The 20,433-nt window shown below is 65.6% G+C and carries 20 protein-coding genes; 12 read left to right on the top strand and 8 right to left on the bottom strand.

Annotated features, from left to right (window positions below):
• Positions 1 to 252: 252 nt before the first annotated feature.
• From ACL58G_RS06825 to ACL58G_RS06810, 4 genes are read left to right on the top strand one after another with little or no spacing between them, the layout of a single operon-like run.
• Entirely contained in the window at positions 253 to 1,311 is a 1,059-nt protein-coding gene (locus ACL58G_RS06825; RefSeq protein WP_440965896.1) for an aminoglycoside phosphotransferase family protein, read from the top strand.
• A gap of 10 nt (positions 1,312 to 1,321) precedes the next feature.
• Entirely contained in the window at positions 1,322 to 2,047 is a 726-nt protein-coding gene (gene murU, locus ACL58G_RS06820; RefSeq protein WP_056123940.1) for an N-acetylmuramate alpha-1-phosphate uridylyltransferase MurU, read from the top strand.
• The gene (gene pepP / locus ACL58G_RS06815) at positions 2,044 to 3,393 is read left to right on the top strand and encodes a Xaa-Pro aminopeptidase (protein WP_440965894.1); all 1,350 of its coding nucleotides are present in this window, start codon (positions 2,044 to 2,046) and stop codon (positions 3,391 to 3,393) included. The genes murU and pepP overlap by 4 nt, the downstream gene beginning before the upstream one ends.
• Positions 3,386 to 4,570 (top strand): FAD-dependent monooxygenase, encoded by a 1,185-nt coding sequence (locus tag ACL58G_RS06810; RefSeq protein WP_440965892.1) that lies wholly within the window; start codon positions 3,386 to 3,388, stop codon positions 4,568 to 4,570. The genes pepP and ACL58G_RS06810 overlap by 8 nt, the downstream gene beginning before the upstream one ends.
• 71 nt (positions 4,571 to 4,641) lie before the next feature.
• Here ACL58G_RS06810 and ACL58G_RS06805 read toward each other — a convergent pair whose 3' ends face one another.
• Genes ACL58G_RS06805 through ACL58G_RS06795 form a run of 3 tightly spaced genes read right to left on the bottom strand, consistent with a single transcriptional unit; the run spans position 4,642 to position 7,578 of the window.
• On the bottom strand, positions 4,642 to 6,099 hold the full coding sequence (locus ACL58G_RS06805) for an NAD(P)(+) transhydrogenase (Re/Si-specific) subunit beta (RefSeq protein ID WP_440965890.1): 1,458 nt from the start codon (positions 6,097 to 6,099) through the stop codon (positions 4,642 to 4,644).
• Positions 6,096 to 6,449, bottom strand: a complete 354-nt coding sequence (locus tag ACL58G_RS06800; RefSeq protein WP_413338040.1) for an NAD(P) transhydrogenase subunit alpha — start codon at positions 6,447 to 6,449, stop codon at positions 6,096 to 6,098. Before ACL58G_RS06800 ends, ACL58G_RS06805 begins: the two co-directional genes overlap by 4 nt.
• 16 nt (positions 6,450 to 6,465) lie before the next feature.
• On the bottom strand, positions 6,466 to 7,578 hold the full coding sequence (locus ACL58G_RS06795; RefSeq protein WP_440965888.1) for a Re/Si-specific NAD(P)(+) transhydrogenase subunit alpha: 1,113 nt from the start codon (positions 7,576 to 7,578) through the stop codon (positions 6,466 to 6,468).
• A 246-nt stretch (positions 7,579 to 7,824) separates the two neighbouring features.
• On the opposite strand from ACL58G_RS06795, the gene ACL58G_RS06790 reads away from it, so the two are divergent.
• The 3 genes from ACL58G_RS06790 to ACL58G_RS06780 all read left to right on the top strand — a co-directional run bounded on the left by ACL58G_RS06790 (position 7,825) and on the right by ACL58G_RS06780 (position 10,041).
• The gene (locus tag ACL58G_RS06790; RefSeq protein ID WP_440965886.1) at positions 7,825 to 8,328 is read left to right on the top strand and encodes an NUDIX hydrolase; all 504 of its coding nucleotides are present in this window, start codon (positions 7,825 to 7,827) and stop codon (positions 8,326 to 8,328) included.
• Between the two features lie 4 nt (positions 8,329 to 8,332).
• Positions 8,333 to 9,442: a tRNA 2-thiouridine(34) synthase MnmA gene (mnmA, locus tag ACL58G_RS06785; RefSeq protein ID WP_413381495.1), complete on the top strand. Its 1,110-nt coding sequence runs from the start codon at positions 8,333 to 8,335 to the stop codon at positions 9,440 to 9,442.
• A 122-nt stretch (positions 9,443 to 9,564) separates the two neighbouring features.
• Positions 9,565 to 10,041, top strand: coding sequence for a chemotaxis protein CheW (locus ACL58G_RS06780; protein ID WP_413338047.1), 477 nt, complete (start codon positions 9,565 to 9,567; stop codon positions 10,039 to 10,041).
• Positions 10,042 to 10,137: 96 nt separating this feature from the next.
• Here ACL58G_RS06780 and ACL58G_RS06775 read toward each other — a convergent pair whose 3' ends face one another.
• Positions 10,138 to 11,925, bottom strand: a complete 1,788-nt coding sequence (locus ACL58G_RS06775) for a putative bifunctional diguanylate cyclase/phosphodiesterase (protein WP_440965885.1) — start codon at positions 11,923 to 11,925, stop codon at positions 10,138 to 10,140.
• A 159-nt stretch (positions 11,926 to 12,084) separates the two neighbouring features.
• On the opposite strand from ACL58G_RS06775, the gene ACL58G_RS06770 reads away from it, so the two are divergent.
• Complete coding sequence (locus ACL58G_RS06770) at positions 12,085 to 12,273, top strand: GAF domain-containing protein (RefSeq protein ID WP_440965883.1); 189 nt, start codon at positions 12,085 to 12,087, stop codon at positions 12,271 to 12,273.
• 3 nt (positions 12,274 to 12,276) lie between these two features.
• Here the strand turns inward: ACL58G_RS06770 and ACL58G_RS06765 are convergent, their stop codons facing one another.
• The 3 genes from ACL58G_RS06765 to ACL58G_RS06755 are packed head-to-tail and all read right to left on the bottom strand — an operon-like array spanning position 12,277 to position 14,126.
• Positions 12,277 to 12,660, bottom strand: coding sequence for a response regulator (locus tag ACL58G_RS06765; protein WP_440965881.1), 384 nt, complete (start codon positions 12,658 to 12,660; stop codon positions 12,277 to 12,279).
• A gap of 13 nt (positions 12,661 to 12,673) precedes the next feature.
• Positions 12,674 to 13,450 carry a 5'-3' exonuclease gene (locus ACL58G_RS06760; RefSeq protein WP_440965880.1) on the bottom strand — a complete coding sequence of 259 codons (777 nt, stop codon included), beginning with the start codon at positions 13,448 to 13,450 and terminating at the stop codon, positions 12,674 to 12,676.
• A gap of 7 nt (positions 13,451 to 13,457) precedes the next feature.
• Positions 13,458 to 14,126: a glutathione S-transferase gene (locus tag ACL58G_RS06755; protein WP_440965878.1), complete on the bottom strand. Its 669-nt coding sequence runs from the start codon at positions 14,124 to 14,126 to the stop codon at positions 13,458 to 13,460.
• A 259-nt stretch (positions 14,127 to 14,385) separates the two neighbouring features.
• On the opposite strand from ACL58G_RS06755, the gene ACL58G_RS06750 reads away from it, so the two are divergent.
• From ACL58G_RS06750 to ACL58G_RS06735, 4 genes are all read left to right on the top strand, one after another.
• Positions 14,386 to 16,302 (top strand): methyl-accepting chemotaxis protein, encoded by a 1,917-nt coding sequence (locus ACL58G_RS06750; RefSeq protein WP_440965876.1) that lies wholly within the window; start codon positions 14,386 to 14,388, stop codon positions 16,300 to 16,302.
• 371 nt (positions 16,303 to 16,673) lie between these two features.
• A complete protein-coding gene (locus ACL58G_RS06745; RefSeq protein ID WP_440965873.1) occupies positions 16,674 to 18,608 on the top strand; it encodes a CocE/NonD family hydrolase in 1,935 nt (644 codons plus the stop codon).
• Between the two features lie 109 nt (positions 18,609 to 18,717).
• A complete protein-coding gene (locus ACL58G_RS06740) occupies positions 18,718 to 19,290 on the top strand; it encodes a PEP-CTERM sorting domain-containing protein (protein WP_440965872.1) in 573 nt (190 codons plus the stop codon).
• Positions 19,291 to 19,318: 28 nt separating this feature from the next.
• On the top strand, positions 19,319 to 20,146 hold the full coding sequence (locus ACL58G_RS06735; protein WP_440965870.1) for a DUF72 domain-containing protein: 828 nt from the start codon (positions 19,319 to 19,321) through the stop codon (positions 20,144 to 20,146).
• A gap of 30 nt (positions 20,147 to 20,176) precedes the next feature.
• On the opposite strand, the gene ACL58G_RS06730 is transcribed toward ACL58G_RS06735, so the two are convergent.
• Entirely contained in the window at positions 20,177 to 20,431 is a 255-nt protein-coding gene (locus tag ACL58G_RS06730) for a DUF6587 family protein (protein WP_413381475.1), read from the bottom strand.
• Positions 20,432 to 20,433: the final 2 nt, after the last annotated feature.

Raw genomic sequence — 20,433 nt, 5'->3', positions numbered from 1 at the left:
TTCGTGCGGCACGGTCGCGTTAGTCGGCCCAACGGCAATACTTTGGAAGCGCGACGGTGGACCATAACCCTTTGATTTTCAAAGGGAAATGATTTTTACCGATAGATACAATTTTAACAATGGGATCTTTCCCTCCTCAGGCCCGGATGGTCCGATCCAAGGGGAAATCGCGTATCATTACATCGAACCGCCCGTGCCCGCGCATGGGCAAACTTATAACTCCAGTCACCAACCCGTTCACCGGGACGCTTCATGTCTTCTTCGCCTCAACACGCTCCCTCCGCCTCCGACAAGGATGCCCGCCTCGCCCAGCTGACCGAATGGCTCGTCCCGCTCGACCTGGTCGACGTCGCCAGCCTGCGCCCCGCGTCGGCCGACGCGAGTTTCCGCCGCTACTTCCGTCTCGATGTTGTGCCGGCGCTACGCGACAAGCTGGGTGATACGCTCATCGCCATGGACGCCCCGCCGGAGCGCGAAAACGTGCCCGCGTTCATCCACGTCGACGGCCTGCTGCGCGACGCCGGCGTCACCGTGCCCGCCATCGTGGCCCGCAGTGTGGAAGCCGGCTTCCTGCTGCTGTCCGACCTCGGCACGACGACCTATTTGCAGCGCCTGGACGTCGACAACGCGCCGTTCATGTATTCGGACGCCATCGACGCCCTGATCAAGTTCCAGATGACCAGCCAGGCCGGCGTGCTGCCGGAATTCGACCGCGCGTTCGTCCTGCGCGAGCTGAACCTGTTCCCCGAGTGGTTCATCGAACGCCACCTGGGCGCCAGGCTGAACGACGTCCAGCGCGCCCAGCTGGATAAAGTGTTCGAGGCGATCACGGCGAACGTGCTGGCGCAACAGCAGGTCTACATGCACCGCGATTTCCATTCGCGCAACCTGATGTTCCTCGACCAGGGCAACCCGGGCGTGCTGGATTTCCAGGACGCCGTCTACGGCCCCGTCACCTACGACCTGGCCTCGCTGCTGCGCGACGCCTACATCCAGTGGGACGAGGAATTCGTGCTGGACTGGGTCGTGCGTTACTGGCAAAGCGCGAAGCAGGTCGGCCTGCCCGTCAATCCGGACATCGACGCGTTCTACCGCGACTTCGAATACATGGCCCTGCAGCGCCACCTGAAAATCCTCGGCATCTTCTGCCGCCTGAACTACCGCGACGGCAAATCCCACTACCTGGGCGACCTGCCCACGGTAATCGATTACGTGCGCAAGACCGCCAACCGCTACACCGAACTCAAGCCGCTCCTGCGCCTGCTCGACGCGCTCGAGGACAAGGCGCCGCAGGTCGGCTACACCTTCTGAAGACAAGCCGATGAAAGCCATGATCTTCGCCGCGGGCCGCGGCGAGCGGATGCGTCCGCTGACCGACACCTGTCCCAAGCCCCTGCTCAAGGTGCGGGGCCGTCCCCTCATCACCTGGCACGTGCTGAACCTCGTGCGCGCCGGCATCAAGGACATCGTCATCAACCATTCCCACCTCGGCCACATGATCGAGGAAGAACTGGGTGACGGCAGCCGCTACGGCGCGCGCATCGTCTACTCGCACGAGCCGACGCCGCTGGAAACGGCCGGCGGCATCGCCAACGCCCTGCACCTGCTCGGCGACGAACCGTTCCTGGCCGTCTCCGGCGACATCTACGCGCCCTACTTCGACTTCGAGCAAGTCCTGGACGTGCTGAAGGACCACGACGCCGTCGGCCAGCTCATTCCGACCGAGAAGCGCGACATCGCCTGGCTGTACCTGACGCCGAACCCGTGGCACAACCCGGACGGCGACTTCGGCCTCACGATGTACACCCTGTCCAACGAGGGCAACCCGAAGTGGAATTTCGCCGGCATCGGCGTCTATCGTCCTGAGATGTTTGACGGGATCAAGGCGGGCGAGTTCCTGAAATTCGGCCCGCTGATGCGCAAGTTCATTGACCAGGGTCGCGTGGGCGGCGAGATCTACGATGGCCAATGGGTCAACGTGGGCACCGTGCGCCAGCTCGAAGAACTCAACGCGCCACCGGGCTCCGTGGCGAAGGCCGGGGCATGATGGATTACGCGGCACAGTACGGGAATCGGCGAGCGCGCCTGGCCGCGCAGATGCAGCCCGGCAGTGTGGCCGTGCTGCCCACCGCGCCGGAAGTCCTGCGCAACGGCGACAGCGACTATCCCTACCGCCACGACAGTTCGTTCTACTACCTGACCGGCTTCACGGAGCCGGAAAGCGTGCTGGTACTCGTCGCCGCGCACGGCGACAAGCCGGCCCGCGCCATCCTGTTCTGCCGCGAGAAGAACGTCGAACGCGAGATCTGGGACGGCTACCGCCACGGCCCGGAAGCGGCGCGCACGGCGTTCGGTTTCGACGACGCCTATCCCATCGGCGAACTCGATACGCACATGGCGCGCATCCTCGCCAACGCGCCCGCGCTGTACTACGCGGTGGCGTCGAACGCGGCGCTCGATGCGCAGGTGGCCGGCTGGATCAAGGCCGTGCGCGCGCAAGGCCGCACCGGCACGACGGCGCCCGACACGGTCGTCAACCTGCTGCCGCTGCTGGACGAAATGCGGTTGATCAAGGACGCCGACGAACAGGCGCTGATGCTGCGCGCCGGAGAGATCTCGGGCGGCGCGCACGCGCGCGCGATGCGCGCGGCGCAGCCCGGCATGTTCGAATACGAACTGGAAGCGGAACTGCTGTACGCCTTCCGCAAGCACGGCGCCCAGTTCCCGGCCTACACGCCCATCGTGGCATCCGGTCCGAACGCCTGCATCCTGCATTACAACGTCAATGACCGGCAGATGCAGGACGGCGATCTCGTGCTGATCGACGCCGGCTGCGAGCTGGATGGCTACGCGTCCGACATCACCCGCACGTTCCCGGTGAATGGCCGCTTCACGGACGCCCAGAGAACACTCTACGAGCTCGTACTGGCGGCGCAGGACGCGGCGTTCAAGGCCATCGCGCCGGGCCGGCCGTACGGCGCCTTCCACGAAGCGGCCCTGCGCGTGCTCGCGCAGGGCATGCTGGACCTGGGCCTCATCGACAAGACGAAATACGCCACCGTCGACGACGCCATCGCCGACAAGGCCCACGTCCCGTTCTACATGCACGGCACGGGCCACTGGCTCGGCATGGACGTGCACGACGTGGGCGCCTACCGCGACGTGACGCAGGCCGACAAGCCCTCGCGGCCGCTGCAGGAAGGCATGGTCGTGACGGTGGAACCGGGCATCTACGTGCGCCCGGCCGGCGGCGTGCCGGAACGCTTCTGGCACATCGGCATCCGCATCGAGGACGACGTCGTCGTGACCAGGGACGGCTATCGTTTGCTGACGGCGTCCGCGCCGAAGTCGGTGGCCGAGATCGAAGCGATCGTGGGGACCACGCATGGCTGAAGACACGCTGTCCGTCGATGTCGCGATCTGCGGCGCCGGCCCGGTCGGCCTCGCGCTGGCCGCATTGATGGCGCGCCGCGGGGTCGAACCGAAGCGCATCGCGCTCGTCGATGCGAAGGCGTTGGGCCAGGCGATCTCCGATCCGCGCTCGATCGCGCTGTCGTGGGGCAGCCGCCAGCTGCTCGTCGACGTGGGCGCGTGGGCCAACGTGCAGCCGCACGCGACGCCGATCCACCAGATCCACGTGTCGCGCCGCGGCCACCTGGGCCGCAGCATGATGGACCGCGCCGAACACGATGTCGACGCGCTGGGCTATGTGGCGCGCTACGGCGACGTCGTCGACGCGCTGGTGCGCGCCTGCGACCGCGCGGGCGTGCAGGCCTTGCGCCCCGTGCGCGTGACGGCGCTCGTCGAAGACCGCGACGGCGTCGTGCTCGACCTGGACGATGGCCGCAAGCTCCATGCGCAGGTGGCCGTGCAGGCCGAAGGCGGCGTGTTCGGCGAACAGGCGGAACGCACCCGGCGGCGCGACTACGTGCAGACCGCGGTCATCGCGCGCGTGACGTGCAGCCAGGGCATACCGCACCGCGCCTTCGAACGCTTCACGGACGAAGGCCCGCTCGCGCTGCTGCCGCAGGACGGCCCCGATGGCCACCAATATGCGCTCGTTTGGTGCGTGCGGCCGGAACGCGCGCAGCAGTTGCTGGACCTGGGCGAGCCTGAATTCCTGCGCCAGCTGGGCGACGCGTTCGGCGAACGTCTCGGCACCTTTACGCGCGCATCGGAACGCGCGGCGTTTCCGCTCGGGCTGAATGCGGATCCGCGCTTCTCGGCGCGCACGGTCGCGATCGGCAACGCGGCGCAAACGCTGCATCCGGTCGCGGGCCAGGGACTGAATCTCGGCCTGCGCGATGCGGCCGTGCTCGCGCGCTTATTGGCTCGATCCTTGGGGCACGGGATCGAGCAGGACGGAGGCATCGCGGACGCGTTGTCCCGCTTCGCCGAGGAACGTGCGCGCGACCGCGGCGCCATCATCCGCGCGACGGATGCGATGGCGCGCGTGTTCGCGAACACGGGGCCGCTGCAGCCGCTGTTCGGGCTCGCATTGGCCGCTTTAGATACCGTCAAACCAGCGCGGATGCTGCTGGCCGAACTGATGATGTTCGGTCGGCGGTAGGGTGGGCTCCCCGAGCCCACGCGACGGCCGACTTGGACGCATGCGTCACGCGTGGGCACAGGGTGCCGCCCCTACTCGACGGCTTTCACCATCGACTCGATCACCTTCTTCGCATCGCCGAACACCATCATCGTGTTCGGCTGGTAGAACAGATCGTTGTCCAGCCCCGCATACCCGGACGCCATCGACCGCTTGTTGACGATGATGCTCTTGGCCTTGTAGGCCTCGAGAATCGGCATCCCCGCGATCGGCGATTTCGGATCCTTCGCGGCCGGGTTCACGACGTCGTTCGCACCCAGCACGAGCACCACGTCCGTCTGGCCGAATTCGCCGTTGATGTCTTCCATCTCCGCGACCTGGTCGTACGGGACTTCCGCTTCGGCCAGCAGCACGTTCATGTGGCCCGGCATGCGGCCCGCCACCGGGTGGATCGCGTAGCGCACCTGCACGCCGTGTTCCGTCAGCTTGTCGACCAGTTCCTTCACCGTGTGCTGGGCGCGCGCCACGGCGAGGCCGTAGCCCGGCACGATGATGACGGATTCGGCGTTCTGCAGGATGAACGCCGCGTCTTCCGGCGAGCCAGACTTGACGGGGCGCTGTTCCTTCGCGCCGCCGGTATCTGCCGCTACCGCCTCGCCGCCGAAGCCGCCCAGGATCACGTTGAAGAACGAGCGGTTCATCGCCTTGCACATGATGTACGACAGGATCGCACCCGACGAGCCCACCAGCGAGCCCGCGATGATCAGCATCGAGTTGTTCAGCGAAAAGCCGATGCCGGCCGCCGCCCAGCCGGAGTACGAGTTCAGCATCGACACGACGACGGGCATGTCGGCGCCGCCGATCGGGATGATGATCAGCACGCCCAGGATGAACGACAGCACGGCCATCACGATGTATGGCGTCCATGCGGGCGCGGCACCGTCCGAAAAGCAGAACGCGAGGCCCAGGCCGACGATGGCGAGGGCGGCGACCAGGTTGATCATGTGCTGGCCCGGGTAGCGCACGGGCGCGCCCTGGAACAGCCGGAATTTGTATTTGCCGGCCAGCTTGCCGAACGCGATCACGGAACCGGAGAACGTGACGGCGCCGACGAACGTGCCGATGAAGAGTTCCAACCGGTTGCCGAACGGGAGCCCTTCGCCGCGCGCGGCGATGTTGAAAGCCCACGGCTCCGACACGGCCGCGATGGCGATGCACACCGCGGCGAGGCCGATCAGCGAGTGCATCGCGGCCACCAGCTCCGGCATCTTGGTCATCTCGACGCGCTTCGCGGCCACGGCACCGATCGCGCCGCCGACCACGACGCCCAGCAGCACGAGGCCGAAGCCCATGCCGCCCGTCTGCATCTGCTCCTTCAGCTTGAACATCAGGGCGATGGTCGTGATGACGGCGATGCCCATGCCCGTCATGCCGAACGCGTTGCCCATGCGCGCGGTCGACGGCGAGGACAAACCCTTCAAGGCCTGGATGAAGCACACGGACGCCACGAGGTACAAGAGCGTCACGACGTTCATGCTGATCATGTTCATGCGGCCTCCTTGGCATGGACGGCGCCGGCGGCATCCTTTGCGGCAGGCAGCCCCTTCGCTTTCGGTTCCTTCTTCTTGAACATCTCCAGCATGCGCTGGGTCACGAGGAAGCCGCCGAACACGTTCACGGCGGCCAGCGCGACGGCGATGGTGCCGGCGACTTGCCCCGTCAGGCCTTCCGTCAGGCCGGCCGCCAGCATGGCGCCGACGATGATGATGGCCGATACGGCGTTCGTCACCGCCATCAGCGGCGTGTGCAGCGCGGGCGTGACGGTCCACACGACGTGGTAGCCGACGTAGATCGCCAGCACGAAGATGATCAGGTTGATGATGGTATGGCTGATTTCCATGGCGTCCCCTCCCCTTCTATTTGCGTAACACGTCGCCATCGATGGCGACCAGCACCGCGCGCACGATCTCGTCCTCGCGGTCGATGACGAGCTTCCCGTCCTTGTCGATCACGAGCTTCAGGAAGTCCAGCACGTTGCGCGCGTACAGGGCCGACGCGTCGGCCGCGACCAGCGCCGGCAGGTTCGGCTCGCCGATGATCGTCACGCCATGCTTGACGACCGTCTTGCCGAGCTCCGTCAGCGGGCAGTTGCCGCCCTGCTCGATGGCCATGTCGACGATCACGGAGCCCGGCTTCATCGCGCGCACCGTCTCCTCAAGGATCAGCACCGGCGCCTTGCGGCCGGGGATCAGCGCGGTCGTGATGACGATGTCCGCGAGCTTCGCGCGCTCGTGCACGAGTTCCGCCTGGCGGCGCATCCAGTCGGCCGGCATCGGGCGCGCATAGCCACCGACACCTTTCGCGATCTCGCGTTCCTCGTCCGTGACGAACGGCACGTCGATGAACTTGGCGCCCAGCGATTCCACCTGTTCCTTCACGGGCGGACGCACGTCGGACGCCTCGATGACGGCGCCCAGGCGCTTCGCGGTCGCGATGGCCTGCAAGCCGGCGACGCCCACGCCCATGATCAGCACGCGCGCCGCCTTCACGGTGCCGGCGGCAGTCATGAGCATCGGCATGAAGCGCTGGTACGCGTTGGCGGCCATCATCACCGCCTTGTAGCCGGCGATATTGGCCTGCGACGACAGCACGTCCATCGACTGGGCGCGCGTGATCCGGGGCGCCGCTTCCAGCGCGAACGCCGTCAAGCGCTGCTGGGCCAGCGCGGCCAGGTTGTCGGTATCGAACGGGTTCAGCATGCCGACGAGGGCGGCGCCCGGTTTCATCAGCGCGCGTTCCTGGGCATCCGGGCTGCGCACTTTGAGGACGAGGTCGGCCCCGAGGGCGTCTTCCGCCGTACCGATGCGGGCGCCGGCGGCGACATAGGCATCGTCGATCGCGGCAGCGTGAAGGCCGGCGCCCGACTGCACGATGACTTCGTGCTGGGCGGCCAGCTTCTTGACGGTTTCGGGAGTTGCTGCGACACGCGTTTCGCCCGGCCTCGATTCGGCCGGCACACCAATTCTCATGATGCCTCCGTGTAGTTAATTAACTGTCTACAATCTAGCATGTAATACACCCGATCAATACAGATAGTGGTTTTTCAGAAACAGATAAGCGATTTTCATAGCGCATACCATTGCAACCTAGACAAATCTCGCCTCGTTTTGTCTTATATCAATAAGTTTCCTTGACTCGAACTGTTGCGGCGCAGCGTGCGCCCGAGCAACGCACGTTCCATCAAGGTAGAATGTCGGCTCACTACAAGGACGCGCATGACCCATACCTTCAGACCGTCAGTCACCGTCGCCGCGATCATCGAGCGCGATGGCCGCTTTCTGTTGATCGAAGAAGAAACCAGCGACGGCATCCGCCTGAACCAGCCCGCCGGCCACCTCGACCCCCACGAATCGCTTGAACAGGCGGTGATCCGCGAGGCGATGGAAGAGACGGCGCACGAGTTCATCCCGGAAGCCCTCGTCGGCATGTATCTGTCGCGTTACCACTCGAAATCGCGCGGGCACGACGTGACGTATTTGCGCTTCACGTTCTGCGGCAAGGCCGGCAGGCAGTACGACCAGGCACTGGACCACGGCATCCTGCGCACGCTGTGGCTCACGCGCGACGAACTGGCCGCGTGCCAGGAGCGCCACCGCAGCCCCATCGTGCTGCGCTGCGTGGACGATTACCTGGCGGGCAAGCGCACCCCGCTGGACCTGCTGTACACGGACTACTCGGTGTATAACAGCGGGCTAACCATCAAACCGGACGTAACCTGAAGCTATGCACAAAAAGAAAGTCGTGATCGGGATGTCGGGCGGCGTCGACTCCTCGGTCGCGGCCTGGATGTTGAAGGAACAGGGCTATGAAGTCGTCGGCCTGTTCATGAAGAACTGGGAAGACGACGACGATTCCGAATACTGTTCCACGCGCCAGGACTGGATCGACGCGGCCAGCGTGGCCGACGTCGTCGGCGTGGACATCGAGGCGGTCAATTTCGCCGCCGAATACAAGGACCGCGTGTTCGCGGAATTCCTGCGCGAGTACCAGGCCGGCCGCACGCCGAACCCGGACGTGCTGTGCAACGCCGAGATCAAGTTCAAGGCCTTCCTCGACCACGCGATGAAGCTGGGCGCCGATTTGATCGCGACCGGGCACTATGCGCGCGTGCGCCAGAACGTCTCGACCGGCAAGTTCGAGCTGTTGAAAGCGCTCGATTCGACCAAGGACCAGAGCTACTTCCTGCACCGCCTGAACCAGGCGCAGTTGTCGAAATCGCTGTTCCCGCTGGGCGAGATCGCCAAGACGGAAGTGCGCAAGATCGCGGAAAAGCTGAACCTGCCGAACGCGGCGAAAAAGGATTCGACCGGCATCTGCTTCATCGGCGAGCGCCCGTTCCGCGAATTCCTCGGGCGCTACCTGCAGCACAAGCCGGGCCCGATGAAACTCGATAATGGCCAGACCGTGGGCGAGCACGTGGGCCTGTCGTTCTACACGCTGGGCCAGCGCAAGGGCATCGGCATCGGCGGCCTGAAGTCGCACAAGAATGCGGACGGCACGAGCGAGCCATGGTTCGTGGCGCGCAAGGACATCGCCACCAACACGCTGTACATCGTGCAGGGCCACGATCACCCGTGGCTGCTGTCGGAGCGTCTCGGCGCGGGCCAGGCCAGCTGGATCGCGGGCGAACCTCCGGAGCCCCGTCCACTGTCGGCCAAGACGCGCTACCGCCAGACCGACGTGCCGTGCACGGTGACGCCGGAAGGCCTCGATCGCTTCGCGCTCGACTTCACCGACCCGCAATGGGCCGTGACGCCGGGCCAGTCGGCCGTGCTGTACGACGGCGACGTCTGCCTGGGCGGCGGCATCATCGATACGGCGAGCGCCGTCTGATTGTTGCGTTCATCCCGCAGTTGCGGCATTTTTGTGCGCGATTGTCATTTGTCCATCGTATCTGACACAAAAATGTCGTAATCTCTCGTTATATTGCCACATGGAAATTAACGAGAGGTATCATGGCTGAAGACATCAACAACGCGACCGAAGTGCTGTCGTTCCGCCTGGGCGGCGAGGAATACGCCATCAGCATCCTGAAGGTCCAGGAAATCCGCGGCTACGACGCCGTCACGCGCATCGCCAACGCGCCCGAATACCTGAAGGGCGTCGTCAACCTGCGCGGCAGCATCGTGCCGATCGTCGACATGCGCATCAAGTTCAACGTGGGCGCGCCGACCTATGACGCGTTCACCGTCGTGATCGTCCTGAACATCAACAAGCACACGATCGGCATGGTGGTGGACAGCGTCTCGGACGTCGTCACGCTGACGCCGGACCAGATCAAGCCGGCTCCGGACCTGGGCGCCACCGTGTCGGGCGAATACCTGCGCGGGCTGGGCACCGTCGACGAGCGCATGCTCATCCTGCTCGATATCGACAAGCTGCTCGGGTCGGAAGAGATGGGGTTGCTGGCCGCTGCGAAGGACGCGGCGTAAAAATGCCGTCGCCCCCGCGAAGGCGGGGGGCCAAGTTTTAAGCGTATCGAAACGCATGCAAAATTGGGTCCCCGCCTGCGCGGGGACGACGTTGGTTTAAGCTGGCATTGCGTTAGCTTGCCCCCGTCGCTCAACCCACTGCACAAACGCCTGCGGCGCCAGCGGCCGCGCATACAGATAGCCCTGCGCTTCGTCGCAATCCACCTCCTTCAGCACATCCACGACATCCGCCGTCTCCACGCCTTCCGCCACCACGCGGTGCCCCAGGTCGTGCGACAGCTTGATCATCGCCGCCACCAGTGAGCGCTTGCGCTCGTCCCGTTCGATACCGCGCACGAACGACTGATCGATCTTGACCACCTGCGCCGGCAGGCTTTGCAGATAGGCCAGGCTGCTGTAGCCCGTGCCGAAATCGTCGATCGCGAGCCGCACGCCGGCCGCATCCAGCGCCTGCAGGGTGGCCTCGGCCAGCCGCGGGTTCTTCATCAGCGCACTCTCCGTGATCTCCAGCGCGAGGCTCGATGCCGGCAGGCCGTGGCGGCGCAGGCCGTCGACGATGCGCTCGCAGAAGTCCGGCTCCAGCAGGTTCACGGCCGACACGTTGACGGCCACCTGCAGTTCGATACCCGCTTCCCACCACGCCGCCAGCTGGCGCAGCGCCGTCTCCACGACCCAGCGCGTGGTCGCGCGCACCATCGACGTCTGCTCGACGATGGGAATGAACTCGGCCGGCGACACGTCGCCGAACGTCGGATGCGTCCAGCGCAGCAGCGCTTCCGCGCCGATGCACGCGCCGCTGTCCAGGTCGACCTTGGGCTGGTACACGAGCCGCAGCTGGTCGCTGTTCTCGAGCGCCGCGCCGAATTCGTTGATGAGCCAGAAGCGGCGCCGGTACACGGCGTCCTGCTCCCGCGAGAACACGGACACGCCGCGGTCCATCTCGAACGCGTGGTGCGCCGCCGAGTGCAGGTTGCGCAGCAGGTCCGCGCACGCGGTGGGGCCGATCTGGAACGGCACGATGCCCACCGTCGCCGTCGTCACGAAGCGCGACGTCACCGATTGCGCGCGCTGGCGCAGCCAGTCTTCCAGGTCCGCGCAGAACCCATCCAGCTCGGTGCCGGCCGGCGCGACGAAGGCGAATTCCGTCGCGCCGATGTGGTACACGATCCCCGTTTTGCCGATCGTCGAGTCCAGCATGCGCACGGCCTCGCCGACGATCTCGTCCTGGTAGGACGCCCCCATCGCGCGCATCGCGTTGCCCAGCTGCTCCGGGCTCGCCAGGTTCACGAGCGCGGCGAGGCGGTGTTCGCCACGCGGGCTGTCCATGTTGAGGTCCTTGAAATCGTCGAGGAACTGCGTGCGGTTCGGCAGGCCGCTGACGGCGTCGACGCGGCCCAGCGCATGCTGCAGCTCGATCTGTTCCATCACCATCGCCGCGAGGTCGGTCAGCGCCACGCGCTCGGCGTCCGTGATCGTGCGCGGGCTCGGGCCCAGCACGCACATCGCGCCCAGGCACCAGCCGTCGCGCGTGACGAGCGGCGCGCCCGCGTAGAAACGCACGCCCGACGCGGCCAGCACGCTGTCGTGATAGCACGCTTCCAGCTGCAGGTCCTCGATGACCAGCAGCGCGCGCTCGTCGGCCACCTGCCCGCACGGCGCCTTCATGCGCGGGATCGAGTCGCGCTCGACGCCCACGCGCGACTTGAACCACTGGCGGTTGCTGTCCGTCAGCGACACGGCCGCGATGGGCAGCCCGAACAACTGGGCGGCCATGCGGGTGATGCGGTCGAAGGCCTCGCTCGGGGGCGTGTCGAGCAGGTTCAGCTTGCGCAACACATCGAGACGGGCGGCTTCGCCACGCGGGCGGAGGTGGGTCAGGGGCATGGTTGCCTTCAGTGATTTGACGGATTTGACTAATTCATTGGATTCTGATCGGCAAATTCCCTGTGGTCAACAAATAATTCGGCCATATAATCAAATACTTGCCGAATACGCGGGAAAGCAACAAATCAAATGCGTCAATTTTTTGGATGCGTGACACACATGCAAGGAGAATGCCGTGAGCTGCACGTGCGCTTCTACGCCGGCGTGCCGCTGGCCGATGCGGGCGGCCATGCGCTCGGCACGCTGTGCGAGCTGGACCGCGAGCCGCGCCGCCTGCGCGCGCGCGCAGTCAGGGCATTGCAGGAACTGGCGGCCAGCGCCGTGGAGGAGCTGCGGCGCCGCCCCTGAAGGTCAAGGCCCGCGGTGCTTCTTGACGATGGAGATGACGGTATTGCGGATCGTGCGCAGCACCGTGTCGGCCTTGAACGGCTTGACGATGAAGCCGTGCACGCCGGCCGCGACCGCGGCCTGGATGGCGGGTGCGTCGAGCGAGCCGGAGACCATGAAGATCAGCGTCTTGGGCAGTTGCGCGCGCAGCTGGTCGACGGCTTCCCGGCCATCCTCGAACTGGTCGCGCGCGATGCAGAAGATGTGCGGCTGGTGCTTGAGCGCGAGCGCGAACCCGGCCGCCGCCGTATGGGCCTGGCCGGCCACGTCGTAGCCGCCGTCCGTCAGCACCGTGTTGAGGAGGCCGCGCGCCACTGCGCTGCCGTCGACGATGATCGCCTTGAGCATCGATTTCCTTTCTTCAGCCTGACTCGTAGGCCAGCATGTTCCACGTGACGCCCAGCCGCACGTCGGTCTTCAGTTGTACCAGCTTGCGCGACACCTCGAGGATCTCGCGCTCCGCGCGCAGGCGTTCGCCCAGCGGCGTCTTGAGGATGCCGGCGCCGGCCATGACGGCGTCCAGGTCGCCGTACGCATTCAGCAGCCGCGCCGCCGTCTTCATTCCGATCTTCGACACGCCCGGCACGCCGTCGGTCGGGTCGCCCATCAGCGCCAGCAGGTCGTGCAGGCGCTCGGGCGCGACGCCGAACTTGTTGCGCACCCAGGCGTCGTCGTGCCACTCGCCCTTGAAATGATCCCACACGAGCGCGCCGTGCGCGATCAGCGGGTGCAAGTCCTTGTCGGTGGTGGCGACGACGGCGTCGCCGCGCCCTTCCGCCAGCCAGCGCATCACGCCCGTGCCGATCACGTCGTCGGCCTCGACCTCGGGCAGCATCAGCACGTGCAGCCCGACGCTGCGCAGGCGGTCGTGGAATGCCGGCAGCGCCTCGCGCAGCACGCCCGGCATGGGCGCCCGGCCTTCCCGGTAGCGCGGATACAGCGCGTGCCGCCATGTGGCGCCGCCGTAGTCGAACGCGGCCAGCACGTGCGTGGGCGCGTGCGCTTCCAGCAGGTTGCGGAACGACGAGAACGCGTGGCGCAGGGCGATGCTCGCCTTGAGGTCGGAGTCCGGCTCGGGACTCGCCTCGTACACGCGCCGCACGATGTTCAGGCCGTCGATGGCCAGCAGCTTCGCCATGTATCTCTTACTTTACAAAGTCGTATTGCCCGCCGCGTTCGAGCGCGCGCTTGTAGGCCGGGCGCGCGTGGATCTTGTCGAGGAAGGCGACGAGGTTCGGATATTGTGCATCCAATCCTCCGCGCGCGGCTGCGGCTTCCAGCGGAAAGCTGATCTGGATGTCGGCGGCGGAAAACTCGTCGCCCGCGAACCACGTGCGCTTGCTTAATTCTCCCTCCAGGTACGCCAGGTGCTGGCGGATCTGCGGCAGCACGTAGCTGCTCTTGACCTTGTTCGAGATGGCCTTTGCGATCGGGCGCACGAAGAACGGCGCCGGGCTCTTCTCCACTTGGTCGAACACGAGTTTCAACAGCAGCGGCGGCATCGCCGAGCCTTCCGCGTAGTGCAGGAAGTACGTGTAGCGCAGCCGCTCGGGCGTGCCGGGCTTCGGTGCCAATGCGGGGGCGTAGCGGTCGACGAGGTATTCGACGATCGCGCCCGATTCGGCCACGATCGCGTCACCGTCCTGGATCACGGGCGACTTGCCGAGCGGGTGCACGGCGCGCAGTTCGGGCGGCGCCAGCATCGTCTTCGGATCGCGCTGGTATTTCCTGATCTCGTAGTCCAGGCCCAGTTCTTCCAGCAGCCACAGGATGCGCTGGGAGCGCGAGTTGTTCAGGTGATGGACGACGATCATCAGCGTGTACCGGGATGGGAAAGGCGGTAGCTTAGCATTCTTGCGTGCCGACAAGAAGCAAACCGACAACATACTCAAGGGAAGATAGCCCATATATCGCTGGAAAGATCAGCTCCCTGACCATTTACAAGACTATAAAAGAACGTTGTAGCGATGCCGCGTCAAGGCATGAAATTTGACGAAGTTCAGGAATTACGGGCTTCATGCAACGCTTCCCTGATTACACTCCATGTGACTTTCCACAAATCAATTCACGCTCATGAACTTTCGTCAACTCGGCATCCGCAGCAAGCTCATGCTCAGCATGGGCGTGTGCCTGCTCGTCTTCATCGCCATTTCCTCCACCTTGTCCATTTCGATGACGAGCGCGCAGATGCGCGAGCGCGTCGTCGACAATGAATTGCCGGCCCAGGTCAGCGCCATCCGCAACGACATCCAGCGCCAGATCGCGGAACCCGCCGCGATTTCGCAGACGCTGGCGAACAACACCTTCCTGCAGGCGTGGGAAGACGCCGGCAATCCGGACGACGGCCTCGCCGCGTGGACCGCGCAGTCCAAGCGCCTGCAGGACGCCAACCATGCGGCCACCGTGTTATGGGTGTCGGACACGACGTCGAAATACTTCACCGAAAAGGGCCTCGACCGCATGATCGACAAGAAGTCGGACAAGGATGCCTGGTTCAAGAAATTCCTCGACAGCGGCGTGTCCTATTCGCTCAACCTGGACAAGGATGGCACCACGGGCGTCTACATGCTGTTCATCGACGCGCGCGTGCAGACGCCGGGCGGCAAGCTGGCGGTCGCCGGCCTGGGCCTCTCTGCCGAAGCGCTGGCGAACAGCATCCGCAACTACCGCCTCGGCAAATCCGGCTACGTCTACCTGGTGAGCACCGACGGCACGCTGCTGGTCCACCGCGACCGCGGCCTGCTCGACGGTCGCCACACCCTCGACAAGCAGCCCGGCTTCACGCCCGCACTCGTACGTTCGCTGCTGGGCAAGCAGGCCTTTTCCTCCGCGCGCTACGACGCGCCGGCGGGCCGCCAGTTCGTCGCCTCGTCGTATGTGCCGGAGCTGAACCTGTACGTCGTGGCCGAGGTGCCGGAGGCCGAAGTGCTCGGCAACATCGGACAGACGGCGGCGGTGTCCGCCATCGTTGCGGCCCTCGTCGGCGGTGCCGTCGGTCTCGCCGCGATCTGGTTCGTCGCGGGCGCCATCTCGGCGCCGGTGATGGGCGCGGCCGGCATGCTGGGCGAGATCGCCGACGGTGAAGGTGACCTGAGCCGCCGTCTGCAGGCGGACGGCGAGGACGAAGTCGGCAAGCTGGCGCAGGCGTTCAACCGCTTCGTCGGCTCGCTGAGCGGCACGATCGGCAAGGTGCGCGACAGCAGCCATGTGATCGCCGGCGCGACCGAGGAAATCGCACGCGGCAACCTGGACCTGTCGGCGCGCACGGAAGCGCAGGCGTCGAGCATCGAAGAGACGGCGGCCGCGATGGAAGAATTGACGACCACCGTGCGCCACAACGCCGAGCATGCGATGGAAGCGAACCGCCTCGTGTCCGAGACGGCGCAGTCGGCCGAGAAAGGCGGCGCCGTCGTGGCGGAAGTCGTGCGCACGATGGGCGCCATCACGCAAAGCTCGCGCAAGATTTCCGAGATCATCGGCGTCATCGACGGCATCGCCTTCCAGACCAATATCCTCGCGCTGAACGCAGCCGTGGAAGCCGCGCGCGCGGGCGAACAGGGCCGCGGCTTCGCCGTCGTCGCGGGCGAGGTGCGCACCCTGGCGCAGCGCTCGGCGGCGGCATCGAAAGAGATCCGCCAGCTGATCCTCGACTCCGTCGCCAAGGTCGACGCGGGCAGCGCGCTGGCGGACGGCGCGGGCAAGGCGATGGAAGCGATCGTCACGTCGGTGCGCCGCGCGGAAGTGCTGATGCGCGACATCGCGGCGTCCAGCCAGGAACAGAGCACGGGCATCGCGCAGGTCAACCAGGCGATCGCGCAGATGGACGACGCGACGCAGCAGAACGCGGCCCTCGTCGAAGAAGCCGCCGCAGCGGCCGCCGCGCTGCAGGAACAGGCACGCGAACTGGATGCCGTCGTCAGCACCTTCAAGCTGGCAGCAAGCACGCCGCCCGTCGCTGCGCCGGCAGGCCGCAAGCTCCTGGCCACCTGATCCTCCCGGCCGGTTCCCACCGGCCATTTTTTCAATTCGGGGTCAGAGCACATTTTGGGTCAATGTCCAGATGGATATTGACCCTACGGGATGCTCACATGGCCCCGCGACCGCTCGCCGCATGTAGATCCGAACAGGTGACGACTAGCGCACAAGCTTGCTCTAAAGACCGTGCCTAAAAATGTGCTCTGACCCCGAATTCTCTAAAGACCGTGCCTAAAAATGTGCTCTGACCCCGAATTCTGAGCAAAACGTGCTCTGACCCCGAATTCTGGTGGCGCGTTTGCAGACTTTCCCACGGTTCGGTACCATGCTCTGTTGCAATCTTTATCCAAGGTTGCTCACTCAACCGTCCCGTGGAGACCAATCCGATGCCGCGTTACCGCCTGCCGTCCCTGTCCGTCCTTTCCCTCGTGCTTGCCGCCGCCTTCGCCAGCGCCGCGCACGCCCAGACGTCACCGATGGCGCCGGATATCCCGGCCGGAAAATTCGAGACGACGGTCCCGAACGCCGACTACGTCAAGCAGGACGTCATGATCCCGATGCGCGACGGCGTCAAGCTGCATACCGTGATCGTGATCCCGAAGAGCATCGCGGAAGGCAAGGCGCCGATCATGCTGACGCGCACGCCGTACAACGCGTCGGGCCGCGCGGGCCGCATGAAGAGCCCGCACATCACGTCGATTCTCGGCGACGGCGACGATGCCTTCATCGAGAACGGCTATATCCGCGTGTTCCAGGACGTGCGCGGCAAGTACGGTTCCGAAGGCGACTACGTGATGACGCGCCCGGTGCGCGGCCCGCTGAACAACACGCAAGTCGACCACACGACCGATGCCTACGACACGATCGACTGGCTGATCAAGAACATCCCGCAATCGAACGGCAAGGTCGGCATGGTCGGCTCGTCCTACGAAGGTTTTACCGTGCTGATGGCCCTCGTCGACCCGCACCCCGCGCTGAAGGCCGCCGTGCCGATGAGCCCCATGGTCGACGGCTGGCGCGGCGACGACTGGTTCCACAACGGCGCGTTCCGCAACCCGAACCTCGCCTACATCGCCAGCCAGAACGCGGCGCGCGGCGAAGGCGAGAAGATCGTCACCGGCATCAACGACGACTACGACGCCTGGCTGCGCGCGGGCTCCACGTCCGACTTCGCGCACCTCTACGGCGTCGACCAGCTGAACTTCACGAAGAAGCTGTTCGAGCATCCGGCCTACGACAGCTACTGGCAGGAGCAGGCACTGGACAAGATCCTCGCCAGGCGTCCGCTGGCCGTGCCGACGATGACCGTCGTCGGCCGCTGGGACCAGGAAGACATCTACGGCGCCTATGCGACCTATGCCGCCGTCGAGCCGCAGGACAAGACGAATAAACTGAATTCGCTGGTGGTGGGCCCGTGGCGCCACAGTGGCGTCAACTACGAAGGCTCGACGCTGGGCGCGCTGAAATTCACGGGCGACACCGCGCGCGAATTCCGCCGTGAAGTCATGCTCCCGTTCTTCAACCAGTACCTGAAGGATGGCGCGCCCGCGTTCGACACGCCGCCCGTGTGGTCGTACCAGACCGGCGTCAATCGCTGGCGCCGTCTCGACCAGTGGCCGCTCGTGCCGGCCTCTACGCCGCTGTACCTGAAGCCGGGCTTCGGCCTCGCCTTCGAGAAGGCGCAGGGCAAGGCCGACAAGACGGCCGCGTTCGACGAATACGTGTCCGACCCGGCGAAACCGGTGCCGTTCGTGCCCCGTCCCGTGCACATGACCGACGCCAGCGTGTGGAAGCCGTGGCTCGTGACGGACCAGCGCAGCTATTCGGACCGCCCGGACGTGCTGACCTACACGACCGCCCCGCTCACCGCGCCGCTGCAGCTGGCCGGCCAGCCGATGGTCGACCTGTACGCGTCGACGTCGGGCACGGACAGCGACTGGGTCGTCAAGCTGATCGACGTGTACCCGGACGAAGTCGCGGCGCAGCCCGAGATGGGCGGCTACCAGCTGCCGATCGCGATGGACATCTTCCGCGGCCGCTACTACCAGGGCCTGGACAAGCCGGCCGCGATCCCCGCGAACAAGGCCGAGCGCTATCGCTTCGCGCTGCCGAACGTCGACCACGTGTTCCTGCCGGGCCACCGCATCATGGTGCAGATCCAGTCCAGCTGGTTCCCGCTGTACGACCGCAACCCGCAGACGTTCGTGCCGAACATCTTCTACGCCAAGCCGGGCGATTATCGCAAGGCGACGCAGCGCATCTATCACGCGCCGGGGCTGGAGAGCGCGATCGAGCTGCCGGTGGTGCAGGCAGGGAAGTAATTCATGCACTGTGGCTGAGCGGCGACACATATGTTAAATCCATAGGACTTTCGTGGACGGCAAGGTAGGCTGTCGTCTGTCGCGCTTGTTGATTCCCGAGGTCCTGCCCATGAAGTTCCCCGTCACCGCCGGCGCCCTGCTGCTGGCCAGCACAATCGCCCACGCCCAGACATCCCACTGGGCCTTCAGCTACACCGGCTTCCACGACCAGGAAGCCGCCGCCTTCCTGCCCGACCTGCGCATCGACGGGTCGTTCACCGGCGTCGACGCCAACGGCGACGGTGTCCTCGAACGGGGCGAGCTGACGTCGCTGCTGGTCGACGCGAAGGACTACGTGGCCTGCGCGGCGGGCAGCAATACCTATTACCACTGCGACGCCGACAGCTTCCGCTTCTCCGCGGAGAGCGGCCTGTCGTTCGGCATCAGCGAATATTCCAGCGATCCGGAAGGCCTGAACGGCGGCGGCCACTTCGTCACGACCGGGCAGATGGTCTACGACTACCAGTTCAACCCGTACGGCGGTTCGGAACACCACCTGCTCTGGACGGACGGCACGACGCTCTCCATGTCGTCCGTCCTGCCCGGCATGGAATCGGTGCCGGCCGTGCCGGAAGCGCCCACGTGGGCGATGCTGCTGGCGGGCGTGGGCGGCATCGGACTGTGGCGCCGCCGGCGCGCCTGATTTCCGCGGTTTGCCCTAGACTGGGGGCATGGGCGCAATCTACATCGGCATCTCGGGCTGGCGTTACGAACCATGGCGCGGGGTGTTTTATCCGCCCGGCCTCGCGCAGGCGCGCGAGCTGGAATATGCGTCGCGCTTCCTGCCCACCATCGAGATTAACGGCTCGTTCTACTCGCTGCAGCGCCCATCCAGCTATGCGGCGTGGTACGACGCAACGCCGCCCGGTTTCATCTTCGCCGTGAAGGGCAACCGCTTCCTCACCCACATGCTCAAGCTGCGCGGCATCGAGACGCCGCTCGCCAACGTGCTCGCGTCCGGCGTGTTCGCGCTGCGCGAAAAACTCGGGCCGGTCCTGTGGCAGTTCCCGCCGCAGCTGCGCTTCGATGCCGACAAGGTCGAACACTTCCTGTCCCTGCTCCCGCACGACACGGGCCATGCGCTTGCCATCGCGCGCGCCCACGACGAGAAGCTCGCGGGCCGCGCGCTGCTCGACATCGACGCCGTGCGCCCGCTGCGCCACGCCGTCGAAGTGCGGCACGAGAGCTTCCGCGACCCGGCCTTCCTCGCGCTGCTGCGCAAGTACAACGTGGCGCTGGTGGTGGCCGATACGGCCGGCAAATGGCTGGAAGTGGATGACGTGACGGCGGACTTCGTCTACATCCGCCTGCACGGCGAGCACGAACTGTATGCGAGCGGGTACGAGGACGAATCGCTGGAACGCTGGGCCGCGCGCATCCGCGCCTGGGCGCAGGATGGGGATGTGTACTGCTACTTCGACAACGACATCAAGGTCAGGGCGCCGTTCGATGCGAAGCGGTTGATGGAAATGCTGGACCTGCGCTGGCGCGAATCGTAGGCGTAACGCGTGGGCGGAGGGCCGCCCACCCTACGAATGGATCTTGATGATCTTGCGCCCTTTTGCATCCTTCTCCGGCAGCGGTTCGGTCTCGCACGTGCCGCAGGTATCGCACCCGCTGCCGCAGCTGGAATCCGTGCCGAGCCACTTCACGAAACGGCCCTTGCCGGTGCCGCCCGACAGCTTGTAGACGAGCTTTTCGCGCCACGCCTTGGGCAGGTACTTGACCGCCGCATACAGCGCGGCGACGGCGACGATGACTGCGACGACCAGGTACTGGATCATGA

The organism is Massilia sp. GER05, from assembly GCF_052056005.1.
In the GTDB taxonomy this organism is placed as follows: Bacteria; Pseudomonadota; Gammaproteobacteria; order Burkholderiales; family Burkholderiaceae_D; genus Telluria; species Telluria orientalis.
This window is presented reverse-complemented; position numbering and strand designations above follow the sequence as displayed.